Annotated in this window: 13 protein-coding genes; 8 read left to right on the top strand and 5 right to left on the bottom strand. The window is 62.7% G+C overall.

Going from position 1 to position 16,598, the window contains the following annotated elements; translation table 11 throughout:
- The first annotated feature begins 210 nt into the window (after positions 1 to 210).
- Entirely contained in the window at positions 211 to 1,320 is a 1,110-nt protein-coding gene (locus ACVOLR_RS15505; RefSeq protein ID WP_481537227.1) for a catalase family peroxidase, read from the top strand.
- Positions 1,317 to 1,856, top strand: coding sequence for a cytochrome b (locus ACVOLR_RS15500; protein WP_481537226.1), 540 nt, complete (start codon positions 1,317 to 1,319; stop codon positions 1,854 to 1,856). The genes ACVOLR_RS15505 and ACVOLR_RS15500 overlap by 4 nt, the downstream gene beginning before the upstream one ends.
- Positions 1,857 to 1,861: 5 nt before the next feature.
- Here ACVOLR_RS15500 and ACVOLR_RS15495 read toward each other — a convergent pair whose 3' ends face one another.
- The 5 genes from ACVOLR_RS15495 to ACVOLR_RS15475 form a co-directional block, all read right to left on the bottom strand.
- Positions 1,862 to 2,614 (bottom strand): ThuA domain-containing protein, encoded by a 753-nt coding sequence (locus ACVOLR_RS15495; RefSeq protein WP_481537240.1) that lies wholly within the window; start codon positions 2,612 to 2,614, stop codon positions 1,862 to 1,864.
- A 320-nt stretch (positions 2,615 to 2,934) separates the two neighbouring features.
- Entirely contained in the window at positions 2,935 to 3,537 is a 603-nt protein-coding gene (locus ACVOLR_RS15490; RefSeq protein WP_481537225.1) for a response regulator transcription factor, read from the bottom strand.
- Positions 3,534 to 4,739: a sensor histidine kinase gene (locus tag ACVOLR_RS15485; RefSeq protein ID WP_481537224.1), complete on the bottom strand. Its 1,206-nt coding sequence runs from the start codon at positions 4,737 to 4,739 to the stop codon at positions 3,534 to 3,536. The genes ACVOLR_RS15490 and ACVOLR_RS15485 overlap by 4 nt, the downstream gene beginning before the upstream one ends.
- A 35-nt stretch (positions 4,740 to 4,774) precedes the next feature.
- A complete protein-coding gene (locus tag ACVOLR_RS15480; protein ID WP_481537223.1) occupies positions 4,775 to 5,554 on the bottom strand; it encodes an ABC transporter permease in 780 nt (259 codons plus the stop codon).
- The gene (locus ACVOLR_RS15475; RefSeq protein ID WP_481537222.1) at positions 5,554 to 6,474 is read right to left on the bottom strand and encodes an ABC transporter ATP-binding protein; all 921 of its coding nucleotides are present in this window, start codon (positions 6,472 to 6,474) and stop codon (positions 5,554 to 5,556) included. The genes ACVOLR_RS15480 and ACVOLR_RS15475 overlap by 1 nt, the downstream gene beginning before the upstream one ends.
- Positions 6,475 to 6,685: 211 nt before the next feature.
- Between ACVOLR_RS15475 and ACVOLR_RS15470 the strand changes: the two genes are divergently transcribed.
- From ACVOLR_RS15470 to ACVOLR_RS15445, 6 genes are all read left to right on the top strand, one after another.
- Positions 6,686 to 7,936 (top strand): efflux RND transporter periplasmic adaptor subunit, encoded by a 1,251-nt coding sequence (locus ACVOLR_RS15470; protein ID WP_481537221.1) that lies wholly within the window; start codon positions 6,686 to 6,688, stop codon positions 7,934 to 7,936.
- 649 nt (positions 7,937 to 8,585) lie between these two features.
- Positions 8,586 to 9,272, top strand: coding sequence for an ABC transporter ATP-binding protein (locus ACVOLR_RS15465; protein WP_481517093.1), 687 nt, complete (start codon positions 8,586 to 8,588; stop codon positions 9,270 to 9,272).
- Positions 9,273 to 9,283: 11 nt separating this feature from the next.
- The gene (locus ACVOLR_RS15460) at positions 9,284 to 10,444 is read left to right on the top strand and encodes an ABC transporter permease (RefSeq protein ID WP_481537220.1); all 1,161 of its coding nucleotides are present in this window, start codon (positions 9,284 to 9,286) and stop codon (positions 10,442 to 10,444) included.
- A gap of 10 nt (positions 10,445 to 10,454) precedes the next feature.
- A complete protein-coding gene (locus ACVOLR_RS15455) occupies positions 10,455 to 11,762 on the top strand; it encodes an ABC transporter permease (RefSeq protein ID WP_481537219.1) in 1,308 nt (435 codons plus the stop codon).
- A gap of 238 nt (positions 11,763 to 12,000) precedes the next feature.
- Complete coding sequence (locus ACVOLR_RS15450) at positions 12,001 to 14,853, top strand: TonB-dependent receptor plug domain-containing protein (RefSeq protein ID WP_481537218.1); 2,853 nt, start codon at positions 12,001 to 12,003, stop codon at positions 14,851 to 14,853.
- 509 nt (positions 14,854 to 15,362) lie between these two features.
- A complete protein-coding gene (locus ACVOLR_RS15445) occupies positions 15,363 to 16,439 on the top strand; it encodes an alpha/beta fold hydrolase (RefSeq protein WP_481537217.1) in 1,077 nt (358 codons plus the stop codon).
- Positions 16,440 to 16,598: the final 159 nt, after the last annotated feature.

Raw genomic sequence — 16,598 nt, 5'->3', positions numbered from 1 at the left:
TGGCTTTGGCTTTTTTGCGCACTGTGATCTAAGCGAAAAAAGCGACAGAAATAGCGCAAAAGCTCACCCCTCCCCAACCCTCCCCTGCACTGCGTGCAAGGGAGGGAGCAAAGCACAAAGCAGAGAGCAAAGCGCAAAGCTGGCCCTCTGCAGCCACTTCTGCCACCGTATAGCGGCACCACGCTCCCGTCGGTCAAGACTGGTATCGCAATGCCCCTATTCAAATTCACCCGCCACGGCGGGCAAGCACGCGGCAGCCAGCCGCACTCCCCCCTGCCCTGGATCGCATTGATCGCGCTGATCCTCGGCGCAGTAGCGCTCGGCTTTGCCTGGCTCGCAGGTTGGATCGGTCGCGATCGGCTGACTGCGCAGAACCTCACCAACGCCATCGAAGCCACCGGCGCCAACCACCCCGGCTTTCGTCGCGCCCACAGCAAGGGCGTTTGCGTAAGCGGCTGGTTCGAACCCAGCGCTCAGGCGTCACAGCTATCGCATGCCCGTATGTTCGAACAGCAACGCGTGCCGGTGCTCGGCCGCCTGTCGATAGGCGGTGGCAACCCGCATGGCGCAGACAACAGCGCGCGCGTGCGCAGCATCGCCGTGCAGCTGAGCAGCGACGATGGCCAGCAATGGCGCATGGCCATGAACAGCTTCCCGTTCCTCGCCGTGGCCACACCGGAAGCCTTCTACGAGCAGACCCGCGCGCAGATCCCCGACCCGGCCACCGGCAAGCCGGACCCGGCCAAGCTGGCCGCGATCCAGGAAAAGTACCCCAGCGCCCGTGCCTTCACCCAATGGGCCAAGACCGCACCGTGGACCGACAGCTGGGCCAGCACCGAGTTCAACAGCGTCAACAGCTTCTGGTTCACCAACACACAGGGGCAACGCCGTGCAGTGCGTTGGCGCTGGCAGCCACAGGCCACGCCGCGCGAACTGGATGCTGCAACCCGCGAACAGGCCGGTGTGGATTTCCTCAGCCAGGATCTGCAACACCGGCTGGCACAGGGCCCGGTCCGTTGGAACCTGGTAGTGACTTTGGCCAGCGCACAGGACGCTATCAATGACCCGTCCGTACCGTGGCCTACCGAGCGCGAACAAGTGGTTGCCGGTGTACTCAGCATCGATCAGATGCAGCCGCAGGAACAAGGCAGCTGCAATGACCTCAACTTCGACCCACTGATCCTGCCCGACGGCGTCGAAGGCAGCGACGACCCCATCCTCGCCGCACGCTCGGCGGTCTATTCGCAATCCTTCAATCGCCGCGAGCGCGAACGCGCGACCGGCGAAGCTGCACGTGACAATGCACAGGTGCAGCCATGAGCCACAGCACCGGACATTTCAACCTGCTTGCGCGCGTGCTGCACTGGGGCATGGCACTGCTGATCCTGGCGATGCTGTTCATCGGCGTAGCCATGGTTGCCTCGGTGCATCTGCGTCCCGGCCTGATCAACCTGCACCGTCCACTCGGCATCCTGATCTTCGTGCTGGTCTTGTTGCGCCTGTACAACCGTCTGCGCCACCGCCCACCACCGCTGCCCGCTGATCTCCCGGCTTGGCAGGCATGGGCCGCCACGGCCTCGCATTGGCTGCTGTATGCATTGATGCTGGCGATGCCGCTGATCGGTTGGGCCATGCTGTCAGCAGGTGGCTATCCCATCGTGCTGTGGGACGGCATGCAGCTGCCGGCCATCGTGCCGCACACCCCATCGCTGTATGCGCTGTTGCGCAACGCCCACAGCCTGCTGGCCTACCTGCTGTTCGCCACCGTGCTGATGCACGTGGGTGCGGCCTTGTTCCACGCCTGGGTGCGCCGCGACGGCGTGTTCCAGGCGATGGCGCGCGGCCCACGCCGCTGATGCACTCAGGGCGCGGGCGACTTGCCCTCGCCCTTGCCGGTAGCGGCCCAGTAGATGCCGCCGTACAGGTGCTCCAGATAGCGTGGATCGTTATAGGCCTCGGCCTGATGGCCCAACGCGGTGGCGAATATGCGGCCGCCTTCGAAACGGTGGTACCAGGCCACTGGATGATCCCTGCCCATGCCCTTGGCAACCTGGCCCGGCCAGATCAGCGTGGGATCATAGCTGCGCTCATCGACCGCCAGCAGCGTGACCAGCTCATCGCTGTACGGCGGGTCGTACTCGTACCACTCATCGCTCCATAGCCAGCGCTGTGGCAGACCAGCAGTCGCCGGGAAATCGCGGTTGACCACATCGACCATGGCGGTCTGCAGATAGGGATGAGTGCGGAATGAGCGGCCGATCATGCGGTCGTACCATTCCCACTCACCGCGCCGTATCGCGAACGCCTTGTGCACGGCGACCACACCACCACCATTGCGCACGTACTGCTGGAATTTTTCACGCTGCGCGGGCACCAACTCGGTGGCCGGGGTGTTGAGCAATACGATGGCATCGTACTGCGCCAGGTCCTGATCGAAGGCAGCGGTGTTCCAGGCCCAGGTCAGCGCGAAGTAGTGTTGCCGCGCCAGCGCCTCGAACTGCGGCTTGGCCACCGGGATGTAGTCATGGTGGTATTGATTGGGAATTGCAGCGACCAGCACCTTGAACTGCTGCGCCCAGGCCGGGCTGCAGGCAAACAGCATTACCACCAACATCCAGCATCTACGTCGCATGTCCAGTTCCTGCCCGGGGTTGCGGCGAGCATAGTGTGCTGTCGATGCGCCAGCGGCGGCGTTGCTGAAATTTCATAGCTCCCGCGGATAAAGGCATACCGCCATGCCCTTGTGGGAGCGGCGTGAGCCGCGAAGCACGCAACGTGTCCGATGCAACGGGATTCGGCTCGCTCGGAACGAGTCTGCCGAGCATGGCTCGGCACTAGGTTGGTTGGGCTTGCTTGGAAGGCCCCTGCCGAGCATGGCTCGGCACTACGTTGGTTGGGCTTGTTGGGAAAGCCCCTGCCGAGCATGGCTCGGCACTACAGCCAGCCCTTTTGGCGTGCTACGCGGTGCGCTTCGATGCGATTGGCAACGCCGAGCTTGCCGATGCATTCGGAAAGGTAATTACGCACGGTGCCGTGCGACAGGCCGAGCTGCTCGGCGATCTCATTGGCCGAGCGGCCCTCACCGGCCAGTCGCAACACCTGCCGCTCACGATCATTCAACGGATCGGCCTCGGACCAGGCTTCCACCGCCAGCTGCGGATCGATCGCGCGACCACCGCGCTGCACCTGACGCAGGGCATCGGCGAGTTTTTCAGCTGGCGCGTCCTTGAGCAGGTAGCCCTGCACGCCCGCATCCAATGCGCGTCGCAGGAAGCCGCTGCGGGCAAACGTGGTGACTATCACCACCTTGATTGGCAGCTGATGACGTTGCACGCGTTGCGCCAATTCCAGCCCGGTCAGCAATGGCATTTCGATATCGGTGACCAAGATGTCCGGCTTCAGCCGCTGCAGTTCGCGCCAGGCGATCTCACCATCGGCGGCGGTGCCTATCACTTCGATATCGGTTTCAAGATTGAGCAAGGCCGACAGTGCGCCGCGCACCATCGCCTGATCCTCGGCCAGCAGGATACGGATCATGCGCCCGCTCCCTGCGGGGGCAGGCTTGCCGAATCAAGCTGCGCGGTGTTCGGCAAGGATTCGTAGGCCATCCGTTGTTCCTGTATCGGGATACGAACCTTCAACCGGGTGCCCTGCCCCTTCGGTGACTCGATCTGCAGTTCACCACCCAATGCCAACACCCGCTCACGCATGCCAGCCAAGCCGTTGCCATTGGCCGAAACGCCACCGCGACCGTCATCCACCACCTCCATCAACACCGCCTCCGGCAACACATTGATGCTGATAAGTGCCTCATTGGCCTGCGCATGGCGGGCGATATTGGTGGCGGCCTCGCGCAACACCATCGACAAGCCAGCCTCGATCCATGCCGGCATTGCCGGTGGTGGCGAATAGCGTAGGTGCACGCGCGAGGACTCCAGCAATAGATGGGCGGAAGCCAACTCAGCGGCGAGATCGGCAGCACGGAAACCGGTAACCGCGCTGCGCACCTGTGCAAGTGCATCACGCGCGATCTGCTCGGCCTCGGCCAATTCGCGCTGTGAGCGCTGCGGATCGCGCTCGAACAGCTTGCGCGACAATTCCATCTTCAGTGTGATCAACGACAAGGTATGCCCGAGCAGGTCATGCAGATCGCGACCGATGCGCTCGCGCTCTGCTGTCGCTGCCAAACGCCGCACTTCTTCGTGCGAGAGCCGTAGCGCAGCGTCCTTCTCGCTGCTCGAGCGCTCGACATTGACGATCAAACCGATGATCACAGCCAGTGCCGGAATCCACGCAATCACCTGCCATGGGTAGCCAATCCACCAGGCCAGCGACAGGAATGCCAGGTTCAGCAGTGCCAGTTCGAACATGTACTGCCGCGTGCTGATGCAACGGTTGGTCCGCAGCATCACGCAACCAAATACGAAGTAGTTCATGCCGGAGGGATAGATCGGCAGCAAGGCCATCGACAACACGATCATCGCCAGCGCGAAGATCGGCGCATGCCGCCGCGCGCTTGTCAGCGTCAACATGTAGAACAGGATGAACAGCGGGAACGACCACAGTGTGATCAGCGCCCAGCGCAGGGTGTAGCCCGCACCGAACATCGGTGTGATGAACACCCACACCGTCCACAGCAGATGCACGGCGTCGACCCATGGCCATTTGCCGAGCTTGATGTTGTCGGCCACCACCGAATCCGGTGCCGGCTTCAACCAGTCAGGGCGCTGCAATCCCATCGGCGTTCATCCTGTGCAATACGGCAATGATGCCATCAGCCGTGGCGGCGCAGACGCCAGCCAGCCACAGCGGTGACGACTACGGTGAATGCGAGCAACCACAGCACGTGTGGCCAGGCACTGCCCACCTCGAAGTCCAAGGCGCCCTGCGCCAGCATGTTCAGATGATGACTGGGCCAGATCACCGCCAGGTCGCGCAGCAGCGGCGGCAGCACCTTCAGCGGGAACCACAGCCCCGACAGCACCGCCATCGGCAGGTAGACCAAGTTGATCACCGCCGCGGCGCCATTGCCTTTCGCCAAGGTGCCCAGCAGCAAACCCAGCGCGCAGAACGGCAAGGTGCCGAAGCTTGCCACTGTAGTCAGCCGCAGCATCTGCGAGGCATTGAGCTGCACACCGGCTACGGTGGTAGCCAGCAGTTGCAGGATGACCACGATGGCCAGCGCCGTCAGCATCGCCATCACCATCTTGCCGAGTAGATAGGCCAACGGCGGCATCGGCATGGCGCGCTTAAGGGTGAGCAGGCCGTTGTCGCGCTCCAGTGCCAGCGCGATGCCAAAGCCAAACAGACCCGGCGCCATCACCCCGAAGGTGACATAGCTGCCCAGCAGGAAGCGGGCGGCCTGGGCCGGCTGCGTGTGGCCGAGCAGCACCGCAAACAGCAGATAGAACACCGCCGGGAAAAGTAATGTCGGCAACACGAAACCGGGGTAGCGCAGATAGCGCAGGCATTCGGCACGGCTCTCCTGCAGATAGGCACCCAGCACTTGGCGGGGCGACATCACCGACAAAATGGATTCGTATTGGCTGTTCATCAGGCCGCCTCACGTTGTGTCTGCGCAGCATCGGCTGCGGTCAGATCGGTGAAGGCTTCGCCCAATCCAGCCGGCTGCACCTCCAACCCGGATAGCGCAGGGTCTGCCTGCAATAGGTGCCGCACCACGCTTTCGACGCGGTCGCTGCGCAGCTGCAGGTAGTCACCGTCCCGGTTGATCTGCACCACTCCCGGCCAGGTCGCCAGCATCGCCGCATCCAAGGTGCTGACACAGCGGATGCTGCGATGGATGACCCGTGCGCGCAGTGCATCCACGCTGCCATCGCTGACGATGCGGCCACGCAACAGCACGCAGACACGATCGGCCAGGCGCTCTGCTTCCTCCAGATAGTGGGTGGTCAGAACCACCGCGGCGCCTTCGGCGACCAGGGCCCTCACCGTTGCCCACAGCTGCTGCCGGGCCGGCAAGTCGAGACCAACCGTGGGTTCGTCCAGGAACAGCAGCCGTGGCCGCCCACACACGGCAAGGGCGAACTGAACCCGCCGCTGCTGCCCGCCGGACAGCTTGCCGTAGCGGCGCTTCAGCAGGTCCTCGATGCCGGCCAGTGCAGCAGTCTCCGAGAGGCTGCGCGGGGCCGAGTAATAACTGGCAGAGAGCCGTATCAGTTCGGCCACGCTCAGCGTCTCCGGCAGCGCCGCGCTCTGCAGCATCACACCGATGCCGCGACGTGCGACCAGCTGCTGTGGATCCTGCCCGAACAGCTGCACCTGCCCGGCATCAGCGCGCAGCAGGCCAAGCAGCAGGCCGATGGCCGTGGTCTTGCCCGCGCCATTGGGGCCGAGCAAGGCCAGCACCTGCCCAGCCTTCAGCTCCAGATCGACGCCGTCCAGTGCGCGCACTGCGCCGTAATGCTTGTGCACGCCCTGCAGGCTTGCCAGTACCTCGCCTTGTCGTTCCATTGCCATCGCTTCCTTCCGGGGATGGCGCCACGTTAGGCCGCTGAGGGCGGTTCCCGCAGTGCAGGCGATCAGGCAAAGCACATGACAGCCGTCACCTGCGCGCCGGGGAGGGTGCTGCCTATGATGTGCCCATCCCGGCCCGCCGCTGCCGGCCGCGGCGAATTGCGCTAACTTGCGGTCACATTCCCCCTCTCACGCCGTCCTGCTACCCATGAATGCATCTGCTGAACTGCTGAAGGAACTCCGCATCGACCGCTCCGCCCCGCCACCGCGTGGCCCTGCACCGTCGCGGCGCTGGTTGTGGATCGTGATCGGACTGGTACTGGCACTGCTGCTGGTACTGGGCGTTGGTGCCCTGCTCGGCGGCAAAGAGCCCGTGACCGTGCAGACCGCACCGGTAGTGGCGATGAACCAGGCCGGTGCTGGCAACAGCTCGGTGCTGGACGCCAGCGGCTACGTAGTGGCGCGGCGCATGGCGACGGTGTCGGCCAAGATCACCGGCAAGGTGCGCGAGGTGATGATCGAGGAAGGCATGCGTGTCGAAGAAGGCCAGATCATGGCCACGCTGGACCCGATCGACGCCAACGCCCAGCGCAGCCTCAACGCCGCCCAGCTCGACGCCGCGCGTAGCCAAAGCGAAGGCCTGCAGGCGCAGCTGCGTCAGGCCGAGGCTGAAGCCGGTCGTCTGCAATCGCTGGTCGGCCAGCAACTTGTCTCGCGCTCGCAGTACGACCAGGCCGTGGCCGCCCGCGACAGCCTGCGCGCGCAGCTGACCACTTCACGCCATAACGCAAAGGTCGCCCAGGACGCGCTGGCCATCGCCGACCTTGGCGTGGACAACAACGTGGTGCGTGCACCGTTCTCCGGCGTGGTCACAGCCAAGGCCGCGCAGCCGGGCGAAATCGTCTCGCCGCTTTCAGCCGGTGGCGGCTTCACCCGTACCGGTATCGGCACCATCGTCGATATGGAATCACTCGAGGTGGAAGTGGAAGTAGGTGAAGCCTTCATCGGCCGCGTGCAACCGAAGATGCCGGTGGAAATCGTGCTGAATGCCTATCCGGACTGGAAGATTCCGGGCCATGTGATCGCCATCATCCCCACCGCTGATCGTGGCAAGGCCACAGTGAAGGTACGCGTGGCCCTGGAAGCCAAGGACCCGCGCATCGTGCCGGAGATGGGCGTACGCGTGAGCTTCCTGGAAAAAGCCGCTGCTGCTGGCACTGAAGCACCGAAGGGTGTACGCGTACCGGCTGCCGCGATTGTCGAGCGCGACGGTAAGCCGGTCGCCTTCGTGGTGCAGGCCGATGACAAGGTGAAACAGCAGGTACTGGAAGTAGGTCAGGTGTTGGCCAAGGACAAACAGGTGCTGTCGGGATTGAGTGCCGGACAGACAGTGGTGCTCAGCCCTGCAGCGGAACTGAAGGATGGCGACAAGGTGGTATTGGAAGGCGCGACGAAGTAAGCGTTGGCTTGTGATCTTTGCTGCGCTGACGCGAATCACCTGATGCACTGAAGTAGCGCTGTTGTTGCTCTAGCTGTTGCTCTAGCTGTTGCTTTAGCTGTTGCTTTAGCCCTTCTCCCGCCTGCGGGAGAAGGGTTGGGATGAGGGCAGCTTTGGCTTTGGCTTTAGCCCTTGCCTTACCGGGCCCCTTCCGCAGCGGAGTGGACCCGCGATGCGGAGCATCGTGGGCGCGGAGGCAGGGTGTGCTTTCTTTTGGTTACTTCTTCTTTGCACAAGCAAAGAAAAGTAACTCGCTCCCCGAAGGGGAGTGAAAGCCTTTGACTTTGACTTTGACTTTGCGGCAGTCAACCACCTGAAGCACAGGCACTGCAGAAGCCAACGGCAGGAGCAAAAGCTGCCCTCACCCCTACCCCTCTCCCGCTGGCGGGAGAGGGGAAAGCAAAAGCCACAACAAAAGCCACAACCACAGCCAGAGCCACAGCGAGAGCCAGAGCTACAGCCAGAGCCAAAGCCAAAGCCAAAGCCAGAGCCCCCTCCCTAGCCCTCCCCTTGCCTTCGGCAAAGGGAGGGAACCAGAACCAAAGCATTCCAACGTCCGACATCAAAATTCCAACACCACACACCACCGCGTCACTGCTGAGGATCATCCATGAGCACCCTCGTCTCCCTGCGCAACATCACCAAGACCTACCAGCGTGGCCCGGAAAAAGTGCAGGTATTGCACGGCATCAACCTCGATATCGATAGCGGCGATTTCGTCGCCCTCATGGGCCCCTCTGGTTCAGGCAAGACCACCCTGCTCAACCTGATCGGCGGCCTCGATACTCCCAGCGGTGGCGAGATCAACATCGAAGACCAGCGCATCGACCAGCTCAGCGCCGGCCAGCTCTCCACCTGGCGCAGCCACCACGTTGGCTTCGTATTCCAGTTCTACAACCTGATGCCCATGCTCAGCGCGCAGAAGAACGTCGAACTGCCGCTGCTGCTGACCAATCTCAACGCCGCCGACCGCAAGCGCCGCGCGCAGATCGCACTGACTCTGGTTGGCCTGGCTGATCGTCGCGACCACCGTCCCAATGAACTTTCCGGCGGCCAGCAGCAGCGCGTTGCCATCGCCCGCGCCATCGTCTCCGACCCCACCTTCCTGATCTGCGACGAACCCACCGGCGACCTCGACCGCCAAAGTGCTGAGGAAGTGCTGGGACTGCTGCAGCTGCTCAACCGCGAACACGGCAAGACCATCATCATGGTCACCCATGATCCCAAGGCCGCCGAGTACGCCACCCACACCGTGCATCTGGACAAGGGCGAGCTGGTCGACGCCCCGGTGCACTGAGGAGCACGGCCATGAAGTACTTCTCATTGATCTGGGCGCAGCTGTTCCGCAGCCGCACACGTACTTTGTTCACTCTACTTTCCATCATCACGGCCTTCCTGTTGTTCGGCATGCTCGATTCGGTGCGCGTTGCCTTCGCTAGCGGTGGTAGTACTGTGGCAGGCGCCAACCGTCTGGTTGTGGCATCGCGTCTATCCATCACCCAATCACTACCGATCCGTCTGGAATCGCAGATCCGCCAGATTGAAGGCGTCGACGATGTCACCTACGCCATGTGGTTTGGCGGCATCTACCAGGACCAGAAGAACTTCTTCCCCAATTTCTCGGTAGCGCCCAACTACTTCGACCTGATGACCGAGTTCGACATTTCCAAAGAACAGGTGGACGCCTTCCGCAACACGCGCACCGGTGCCATCGTCGGTGAATCGCTGGCCAAGCAGTTCGGTTGGAAGATCGGCGACACCATTCCGCTGCAGGCCACCATCTTCCCGCGTGGTGGCAGCAACGATTGGCCATTGCAGCTGGTCGGCACATTCAAGTCCAAGAACACCGCCACCGCTGCCAACGAAGAACGCCAGTTGATGATGAACTGGAAATACTTCGATGAATCCAACGACTACATCAAGAACCAGGTCAGCTGGTACACCGTGCGCCTCGACAACCCCGATCACGCCTCACGCGTTGCCCAGGCCATCGATGCGATCTCGGCCAACTCCGACCACGAAACCAAGAGTCAGACCGAGTCCGCCTTCCAGCAGGCCTTCATCAAGCAGTTCGCCGACATCGGCATGATCGTCACTTCGATCATGGGAGCAGTGTTCTTCACCCTGTTGCTACTCACCGGCAACACCATGGCGCAGGCCGTACGTGAGCGCATACCTGAACTCGCCACGCTGAAAACACTTGGCTTCAAGGACGGCACCATGCTGATGCTGGTGATGGTGGAGTCGATCGTGCTGGTCGGCCTTGGTGGCGCCATCGGGTTGGGGCTGGCTGCAGTAGTACTGCCGGTACTGGCACCGCAGACCATGGGCATGCTGCCGCCGCACGTGCCGGCACAGACCTGGATCGTAGGAGCTGTCCTGATCGTGGTGATCGGGCTGGTAGTGGGCGTGCTGCCGGCACTGCGGGCCAAGCGCCTGAAGATCGTCGACGCATTGGCCGGGCGCTGAGGACAACGACATGAAGAATTTTCTTTCGAATGCGCTGGTGATCTTGCTTTTGATAGTAGGTCTTGGCGTGTGGATCGCGCTGCCGTGGATAGGTGTGGCTGTTCTCGCCGTGGCGATCGCGCTATGGCTGTTGCTTACCCGCACCGGTCGCTTGGCATTGGCCGCAACCCGGATTGGTCTTGCCAGTCTGCCGCAGCGCTGGGGTTCCTCATCGGTGATCGTGATTGGTATCGCCGGCGTGGTCGGCGTGCTGGTGGCGATGCTGGCGATGGGCCAGGGCTTCCAGGCCACGCTGGAAAGCACCGGCGACGACAGCACCGCAATTGTCCTGCGCGGAGGCTCGCAGGCCGAGACCAACTCGGTGATTACCCGCGATCAGGTGCCCTTGCTGGAAACCCTGCCGGGTGTGAAGCGCGGCGAGGATGGACGGCCATTGGTGTCGGCCGAAGTCTCTCAGGTAGTCAACCTCACCTCGCGCGGCGACGGCACCGATGTCAACGCGCAGTTCCGCGGTGTCGGCGAGCAGGCGTGGGCGGTGCACGACAAGGTAAAGCTGGTAGAGGGCCGCAAGTTTGGTGCCGGCCTGCGCGAGATCGTCGCCGGTCGCGGTGCGCAGAAGCAGTTCCAGGGCCTGGAAGTTGGCAAGGAATTGATGCTGGGCAACCAAGCATGGACGGTGGTGGGCATCTTTGAATCCGGCGATGCGCATGATTCGGAGTTGTGGACCGATGCACAGACACTGGCAACCACCTACAACCGCAGCGCTTGGCAGTCGATCAGCGTGCGTACCGAGGGCAAGCATGGCTTTGAGGCCTTCAAGGCGGCCGTCGGCAGTGATCCACGCCTCAAACTTGATGTGGAAACCACTGCCGAGTACTACAGCAAGCAGGGCGGCGGCTTGAACAAGCTGCTCAAGATACTGGGCACGGTGATCGGCGCGATCATGGCCGTTGGTGCGGTGTTCGGCGCACTCAACACCATGTATGCCGCCGTCGCCACACGTGCGCGGGAGATCGCCACGCTGCGCGCAATCGGCTTCCGCGGCGTACCGGTGGTTACCGCGGTGATGCTGGAAACCATGTTGCTCGCGCTGCTCGGTGGCCTGCTCGGCGGTGTAGTTGCGTGGTTGGCGTTCAACAACTTCACCGTATCCACTTTGGGCAACAACTTCAGCCAAGTGGTGTTCCAGTTCAAGGTCTCGCCACCTTTGCTGTGGAGCGGTTTGAAGTGGGCATTGGGAATTGGCTTGATTGGCGGCCTGTTCCCGGCATTGCGCGCAGCGCGTTTGCCGATCACCACCGCCTTGCGCGAGACCTGATACAACACGGCGCTGCTCGCCGGCTCAGCAACCCACCTGCCTACGCGCAGGTGGGTTGGCGGAAAGTCTACCTTCACGCAGCCATCGGTTTCGGTCATCATGCGCGCCCGCCCAAGTCCCGGCGGCCAGCGGAGCTGTGATGGCAGATGCTGCGTCCCTCCCCCAACGGTGATGCATCTGTGATGGCGCCCCACAAGGGCGCTTTTTTTGTAGTTGGTATAAAGGAAAACCGAAAGCGATGTATTTGAAGTCGACCCCGCTGTGCTCCGCGATCACCCTCGCGTTGCTCGGCAGCTGCAGCCTCACCGCGTTCGCACAGGACGCAAACGAAACCACCACCACGCTGGACCGTGTCGAGATCACCGGTTCGCGTATCCGCCAAGCCAGCGTTGAAACCGCACAGCCGGTCATCGCCTTGAGCCGTGCGGAAATCGAGAAGAAGGGCTACGTCAACGTCGCCGACATCCTGCAGGACGTCACTGCTGCCGGCGCGCCGTCGCTGAGCCGCGCCTCGGCACTGTCCTCTGGCCGCGACTACGGCGGCATGTACGTCAGCCTGCGCAACCTTGGCCCGGAGCGCACCCTGGTGCTGATCGACGGCCGCCGCATGGGCGTCAGCGCCGGTGGCTTCTCCGACGTCGGCTCGATCCCCTCGGCCATCGTCGAGCGCGTCGAAGTGCTGACCGACGGTGCCTCGGCACTGTACGGCTCGGACGCTATTGCAGGTGTGGTCAACATCATTACCCGCAAGAACTTCGATGGCGGCAACGCCAGCGCCTATGTCGGCCAGTACGGCGAAGGCGACGGTCAGAAGCGCTCCTACAGCGCTAACTTCGGCAAGACCTTCGACCGCGGCTGGTTCAGCATCGGCGCCGAAAAGTCCGAGGAAGACCCGGTACTGGGCGGCGCGCGTGAGTTCACCGCCTACCCCAACGGCCCCTACCACCCCGGTGATGGCCTCAATGGCACCACCGAATGGGGCTCGGTCACCGTTGACGGCAAGACGCTCAGCGTCGGCCCCGGCGGCGATCCGTCCAATGTGGCCAACTTCAAGCCACGCGACCCGGCGACCTACGCCAACACCAAGACCAACATGACCCTGCTCTCCTCGCTGGAGCGCAAGTCGGTCTTCGCCAATGGTGGTTTCCAGATCACCGATGATCTGCGCGTTGTAGCCGACGTTCTGTACAGCGAGCGTGAGTCGGTCAAGCAACTTGCCGGTTATCCGTACTCGGTGTCGGCTGCGCAGGCAGCCAGCGGCGCGCGTGCCGCACTCTCGGCAGATAGCGCGTTCAACCATTGGGGCAAGGACGTGCTGTTCTCGCGTCGCACCGAGGAATACCCGCGTGTGACCAACAACGCGCTGACCACCAAGCGCGCTAGCGTCGGCCTGGAAGGCAGCTTCGAGACCGGTTCGCGGTTCTGGGACTGGAACGTGAGCTATATGTTCAACCGCAATGAAGGCGAGCGTCGCACCCTTCAGAGCATGTACCAGCCGAACGTCAACCTGGCCGTCGGTCCGTCCTTCATCGATGCCGGCGGCGTGGCCCGATGCGGCAGCGTCGGCAACGTGATCGAAGGCTGCGTGCCGTGGAATCCGCTAGCACCGGCAGGCAGCAACACCCCCGGCTCGCTCAGCGACAAGGCGGTGCGCGATTACATCTTCACCCGCTTCAGCGACGAGATCCGCAGCACCACCAAGGTGGTCAGCGCCAACATCTCCGGCTCGCTGGCGAGCCTGCCAGCAGGTGACATCATGGCCGCGATGGGCGTTGAACATCGCAGCGAAGAAGCCAGCTACACGCCGGACCTGATGGTGCAGAACGGCCAGATCGCCGGCACCACTGGCGCGCCGACGCGTGGCGACTACAAGCTGGATGAGGTTTACCTGGAAGTGCAGGTGCCGTTGCTGGCTGACCTGCCGTTCGTGCGTGAACTGTCGCTGGACCTGGCCGGCCGTTACTCGGACTACAACAACTTCGGTGGCACCACCAATGGCAAGTTCGGCCTGAAGTGGAAGCCGATCGACACCTTGCTGGTGCGCGCCACCTACGGCACCGGTTTCCGTGCACCTACTGTTGACGATCTGTACGGCGGCACCGTCACCACCCGTGACCGCGTCACCGATCCCTGCGATCGTTCGTTCGGTGCAGCCGCACGCAATGCCGAAGTGGCTGCACGCTGCAGCGCTGCCGGCCTGGGTGCCGACTTCCGCCAGAAGACCGGCGACGGCGAACTGGCCACCACCTCCGGCGTACAGGCCGTCACCGACTTCACCTCGGGCTCCAACGCCGCGCTGAACCCGGAAACCGCCAAGACCTGGACCGTCGGCCTGGTCTACAGCCCGGACTTCGTCACCGGCCTGGACCTGAGCCTGGACTGGTGGAAGATCCGCATCGACAACGTCATTGTTGGCGAATCGGCTACTGACATCCTCAACCAGTGCTATGTGCAGGGCATTGCCTCCGCCTGCGACCGCTTCACCCGCTACAGCTCCGGCACCAACAAGGGCCAGGTCAGCGGCATGAACCGTTCGTTGAACAACGCCGGTTATCAGGAAACCGCTGGTTACGACCTCGGCGTCCGCTACCGTCTGCCGGAAATGGCGCACGGCCAGCTGTCGCTGCGCTGGAACACCACGTATGTGGACTACCTGTCGCGCAAGAGCGACAACGTCGACACCACACCGGTCGAAGAGTTCACCGGCTGGGAAGGCAACTTCCGCGTGCGCTCCAACCTGACGCTGGATTGGCAGAACGGCAACTTCGGCGCGAGCTGGACCACCCGTTACTACTCCAGCATGAAGGAAAAGTGCTCCTACGATCTGGACGATGGCCCGGAGTGCAACATCCCGGACTTCCAGTCGCCGTACACCGACATGCAGCCGAGCCGCAAGCTGGGCTCCAACACCTTCCACGACCTGCAGGTGCGTTATGCCATGCCGTGGAACGGCACCGTGTCGCTGGGCCTCAACAACGTGTTCAAACATGAAGGTCCGATCATGTACAGCCAGCCGAACAGCAGCTTCACCTACTACGGTGGCTTCGACATCGGTCGTTTCATGTACATGAAATACCAGCAGCGCTTCTGATCCAGGTAACAACAGCGTTGGCTGGCGATAACACCGCCAGCAATCAACGACGCTTTGCTTGAAGCCCCTCTCCCGCGTGCGGGAGAGGGGTTGGGGTGAGGGCAGCTTCTCGCTTCTTTGCGGTAGCGGGGCGGCCATCGGCCGCAGGCGGCGTTGCTCCGATCACACACAAAAAACTGCGATTGCCAACCCATATGTAGCGAACGCATCGTCTGCTTCGCGGCTCACGCCGCTCCTACAAGCACTCGCAAGCGCACTCGCTTTGACCGCATAAACTGCAACTCCCTATTGCAGATAGCGGAGCCTTGATCTGCTTCGCGGCTTACGCCGCTCCCACAAACAAGGGCGCTGGTCTGTCATACCGCCCGCTGTTGACCGGGCACCTGATCGGGAGCGGAACTAACCGCAACCCAAACACCACACAACGGTCATCTGTCTGTAATCGCCCCGCGGTAGATGCAGCGCCGCATTGTGACTACCGTGGCAGGCTCCCCAATCCGGTTCCCGCCATGCTTCGTTCGCTGGCGCTGGCTGGCGTCTGCGTGATGCTGGCCGGCTTTGCCCTCTCCTCTCCCGTTCCCCCGCTGTCGCTCAGTGAGCGACTGGCTGCGCCTGGCGGCACATCACCGCTGGTCCCCACCGAACGCATCGACGCCCTGCTCGCCCGCCTGCCACATCAGCAGGGAAGCGTTGTCGGCAGCGATGGCGTCGCCCTCCACTGGGTGTCATTCGAGCCGGGCGACTACCAGCTGGATTACCGCTATCTGGGCAAGGGCCAACGCTTTCCGGAATTTTCGCTGGAAGCATCGGCGCCAAGCATCGAGAACCGCACTCAGCCACGCGGCACCGTAATCCTGCTGCATGGCTGGATGATGGATGGTGGCTCGTTGATGCCATGGTCGCTGGAATTGGCACAACAGGGTTACCGCACCATCGCGCTGGATCTGCGCAACCACGGTCGTTCTGGCCATGCACTTTCCGGCTATGGCACCCGCGAAGGCGAAGACGTTGTTGCGGCTTTGAAAGCTCTGAGGCGCGAAGACCAGATCAGCGGCCCGGTGCATCTGCTAGGTGTCTCCTATGGCGCCGCTACCGCGATCTTTGCCGCCCGCGAACTGGGCCCGCAGCTGCGCAGCGTCGTAGCGATGGAATCGTTCGATAACGCCGGCGAAGCCATTCGCACGATGGTGCCGCACATGCTTGCCAAGCCACCGGAACGTTGGAGCGACTATGTCGCCTTGCCGCTGGCGCGCTGGCAATACGGTGGCCGGGGTCTGGATGAGGCCATCGCCACCACCGATCGCAAACTGGGCATCAACCTGGACAAAGTCGACGTCGGCCAGGCCTTGGCACAGGTCCCAGCCTGCGTGCTGTTGATACACGGTCGCGATGACGAGCACATTCCGGTCGCACAGGGGCGCGCATTGGCTGCGGCGGCACCGCGTGCGCGCTATCTGGAAGTCCCTGCGGAAGATCATCTGAGCTTACCGATGCGCCTGGATCGTCTATCCAGTGCAGTGAATACCTGGTTCGAGCAAGCCGATGACAATGGCCACTGTGCATCGTCGGTAACCGCCAGTCTTTGAGTTTCCGACAGTTTTCGTGACGGTTCACCAACAAAGCCCCGCGAACCCGTAGTGCCGAACCATGTTCGGCAGGGGCATTCCAAGTAGCGCCGCAGTAACCCGATGCTTTGGCTTTTGGCTTTTGGCTTTTGGCTTTTGGCTTTTGGCTTTTGGCTTTTG

The organism is Stenotrophomonas sp. STEN030 (assembly GCF_056759995.1).
The sequence above is the reverse complement of the archived record's forward strand: the minus strand, read 5'-3'. Positions and strand labels throughout refer to the sequence as shown.

Coding starts and splice junctions, on each gene's coding strand:
- ACVOLR_RS15475 (WP_481537222.1), bottom strand. CDS start 6,474: ATGGAACGACAAGGCGAGGTACTGGCAAGCCTGCAGGGCGTGCACAAG.
- ACVOLR_RS15505 (WP_481537227.1), top strand. CDS start 211: ATGCCCCTATTCAAATTCACCCGCCACGGCGGGCAAGCACGCGGCAGC.
- ACVOLR_RS15485 (WP_481537224.1), bottom strand. CDS start 4,739: ATGGGATTGCAGCGCCCTGACTGGTTGAAGCCGGCACCGGATTCGGTG.
- ACVOLR_RS15490 (WP_481537225.1), bottom strand. CDS start 3,537: ATGATCCGTATCCTGCTGGCCGAGGATCAGGCGATGGTGCGCGGCGCA.
- ACVOLR_RS15445 (WP_481537217.1), top strand. CDS start 15,363: ATGCTTCGTTCGCTGGCGCTGGCTGGCGTCTGCGTGATGCTGGCCGGC.
- ACVOLR_RS15470 (WP_481537221.1), top strand. CDS start 6,686: ATGAATGCATCTGCTGAACTGCTGAAGGAACTCCGCATCGACCGCTCC.
- ACVOLR_RS15500 (WP_481537226.1), top strand. CDS start 1,317: ATGAGCCACAGCACCGGACATTTCAACCTGCTTGCGCGCGTGCTGCAC.
- ACVOLR_RS15495 (WP_481537240.1), bottom strand. CDS start 2,614: ATGTTGGTGGTAATGCTGTTTGCCTGCAGCCCGGCCTGGGCGCAGCAG.
- ACVOLR_RS15460 (WP_481537220.1), top strand. CDS start 9,284: ATGAAGTACTTCTCATTGATCTGGGCGCAGCTGTTCCGCAGCCGCACA.
- ACVOLR_RS15465 (WP_481517093.1), top strand. CDS start 8,586: ATGAGCACCCTCGTCTCCCTGCGCAACATCACCAAGACCTACCAGCGT.
- ACVOLR_RS15450 (WP_481537218.1), top strand. CDS start 12,001: ATGTATTTGAAGTCGACCCCGCTGTGCTCCGCGATCACCCTCGCGTTG.
- ACVOLR_RS15480 (WP_481537223.1), bottom strand. CDS start 5,554: ATGAACAGCCAATACGAATCCATTTTGTCGGTGATGTCGCCCCGCCAA.
- ACVOLR_RS15455 (WP_481537219.1), top strand. CDS start 10,455: ATGAAGAATTTTCTTTCGAATGCGCTGGTGATCTTGCTTTTGATAGTA.